Origin of the sequence: Rodentibacter genomosp. 1 (genome assembly GCF_001999285.1) — a bacterium.
GTDB lineage: Bacteria > Pseudomonadota > Gammaproteobacteria > Enterobacterales > Pasteurellaceae > Rodentibacter.
The window spans coordinates 1-3,152 of record NZ_MLHN01000045.1; the positions used below are offsets into that span (position 1 = coordinate 1).

A 3,152-nucleotide genomic window follows, 5' to 3' on the forward strand; every position below is an offset into this window, starting at 1 on the left:
CCCCAATGGAATATGAAGCGCAAAGCTAAACCTGAGACTAATATTCTTAAATTTGGTGATGGATATGAACAACGCCGTGCAAATGGGATTAACAACGACTTGCGTACTTATGATGTCGTGTTCAAAGGTATTAACGGATACATCAATCAAATTGATTCCTTTCTGACAGAGCATAATGGCTACAAAGCCTTTATATGGACACCGCCACATTCAGGTAAACAAAGCAAATTCCGTTGCGAAGAATGGGATATGGATATTTCAGAGGGATTTTCCGTCTTAACAGCTACTTTCCAAGAGGTTGTCGCCTAATTTAGGGGAATAATATGACAGATTTTGCCACACTCGCCATTAAATTGACCTCTGATGGCGCAGGAAAAGTGCGGTCAGATTTACGAGGGGTTCAAACCCAAGCGGGGCAAACAGAAAAATCTGTTGAAAGCCTCAATAAAATGATGAATAACCTGAAAAGGTTGTTGGCAGTGGGACTAGGCATACAGGGGATTGGCTCATTGCTCCAAATGGCGGACACAATGAAATCCCTCAATGCGCAGGTGCGATTTGTCACCGGCTCAATTGAAGAATACAACGCTGTAAATAAACAGCTATTTGATATTGCTCAAAAAACTCGGGCAAGCCTTGAAGCCACAACCACGCTTTATACCCGTTCTGCCAGAGCATTAAAGGATTATGGTTACAGCCAACAGCGCATTTTAACCTTTACTGAAACACTCAATAAAGCGATGGCAGTAGGCGGTGTGGGCGCACAAGAGCAAGCCAGTGCTTTATTCCAACTTTCCCAAGCCTTAGGTTCCGGGCGATTACAGGGTGATGAATTTAGAACGATTGCAGAAAGTGCGCCAATTATCCTTGATGTGGTTGCTCAATATATGGGCAAAACCCGAGCAGAGGTTAAAGAATTAGCTTCAGAGGGGAAAATTACTTCTCGATTATTATTTGAAGCCATTACCGGCGCAAGTAAACGTATTTCAGCACAATTTGAAGAGATGCCGTTAACGTTCGGGCAGGCAATGCAACAAATGCAAAACGCCACTTTAAAATTTGTGGATGATTTTAGTAATAGCACCGGCGTTTTTACTACCCTTGCCGAAACGATTTCTTTTCTCGCCCAAAACTTTGACTATTTGGCTTTAGCGATTGGTGCAGTCGCCTTAGGGAATTTGGCGAAATACACTCAGGGAATGCTTGTTTCGGCTGTTACCACACAAAAACAGGCAATGGCAAATTTGCGGGTGGCGCAAACGGCTCAAACCAAAGCAACGGCAGAATTAGCGGTTGCCCGTGCTGAAATGCAAGCATTATCAGCAACATTAAAATTAGCACAATCAGAGCAAACAAGAAGCGTTATTCGCAACCAAATGGTAGCACAATCGCAAAGAATTATCGCTTTAACCAATGCTGAAACCGTAGCAACGCAGAAATTAGCTGCCTCAAAACAAGCTGTTTCGATTAGCAGTCGTGTATTAGGTGGTGCAATGGGATTATTAGGCGGCCCTGCCGGTGTGATTACTATTGCCGCCGGTGCATTATTTTATTTTGTACAAAAAGCCCAAGAAGCTCGTGCCAGTGCCCTTGACTTAGAGGCTGCGAATAACCGTCTTGCCGTTTCATATGATGATTTAACGGCTGCTGCAATTGGAAATAAAATTACCGAACATGCCGAACAAATAAAAAAACAACGGGATCAAGTACGCTTGCTAGCACAAGAAGCCCAAAATGCCCAAGCAAGATTTGATCACAATAGTTGGCTTGCTCCAACGCTAGAAGGGCTACAAAAAATCAAAGATGATGCCAAAGTAGCAAGGGAAATCTTAGATCGTGATATTGCCCACCAAATGGTACAGTTTGAAGCGTTATCTAAAGCAATGATTAAACAAGGGGCAAGTTATGGCGAAATTGAACAACGTCTAAAAAACTATGGCGCAACTGCGGATGTATTAAATACGGTACTAAAAAATACAACCGGATATTTCAATGATAACGAATTGGCTCTACAAGGATTGCAAGCTAAATACGATGCCTTAGGAATGAAAGTTAATGCGGCAGATATTGATTTTAAAAAACTCAATATGTCCGCCACTGAACTCAACAACCTTCTCCCCACATCCTCACAGTTGGTGAGTAATTTAAGCGGTGTATTTTCATCACTTACCAGCAGTATCGGTAAGGCTATCGGTAACGTGGCATTATTCAAAGCGGCAATGTCCGGATTGCCCGGTGATACCCCGGTAATCGGCGAGAAAGTGCAGAACTTGATCAAGCAAAATGATCTGAGTAAGAAAATTTTACAAACCAAAGACCCAAAGAAAAAGGCAGCATATCAAGCAGATCTTGCCTTACTCCACCAAAAGGATTTAACGGAGGCCGAAAAAAAGGCATTATGGGAAAGTGAGAGAGATAAAAATCTCCTCCAAAATATGCAGGGCGGCGGTAAGCATAAAGGTTCCGGTAGCAAAACCGATCGCTTTGGTGATATGTATAATGACTACACTTCGCAAATCGCCCAATTAAAAGCAGAATCCGCCAGTATTGCCCAATACGGTGGTGTAAGTATTTATAAAGAATATGATCAGTTAATGGAAAAACTCAAAACTGACCGTGAAACCTTTAAAAATATGACCACCGTTCAAATTGAGCAATTGAAAAAACTTGCCCAAGAATCCGATAAAGCCAATATGGCAAAACAAGTTTCACAGTATGCGTTTAATAAGAAAGACGAATTTGAACAAATTCAGTTTGAAGCAAACTTATTAAGCAAAACGGCGGAAGAACAGGAGCGGCTTAATTATTACCGAAAAATCGATCAGGAAATTAAGCAGCTTTCTATCGGAATGAGTGACGAATACGTTCAAAAATTACTTGCCGAAGGTGAAGCGGCTAAGAAAAATTATGAGGAAATTCAAAAACTCAAAAAAGAGAAGCAAAAAGATCCGATTGCAGGCTTGCGTGACGGATTTGCTAAATTCGGTAAAGATGCGGAAGATGTGATGGGAAATGTGTCGTCTATTACACTTAACACCCTCAACGGAATGTCTGATGCGCTGACCAACTTTGTCTTAACCGGAAAAATGGATTTTCGTAGCTTTGCACAATCAGTCATCAAAGATATAACCTTAATGATCATCAAAATGATG

2 protein-coding genes are annotated in these 3,152 nt (G+C 41.6%); both read left to right on the forward strand.

Features of this window, described 5'->3' with window-relative positions; translation table 11 throughout:
- Positions 1–309, forward strand: a 309-nt coding sequence (locus tag BKK54_RS11485; RefSeq protein ID WP_279626092.1) for a phage tail protein, incomplete at its 5' end; no start/stop codon positions are given.
- 14 nt (positions 310–323) lie between these two features.
- Positions 324–3,152 (forward strand): tape measure protein (locus BKK54_RS11490; RefSeq protein WP_077543195.1); only part of this gene is annotated, 2,829 nt, incomplete at its 3' end.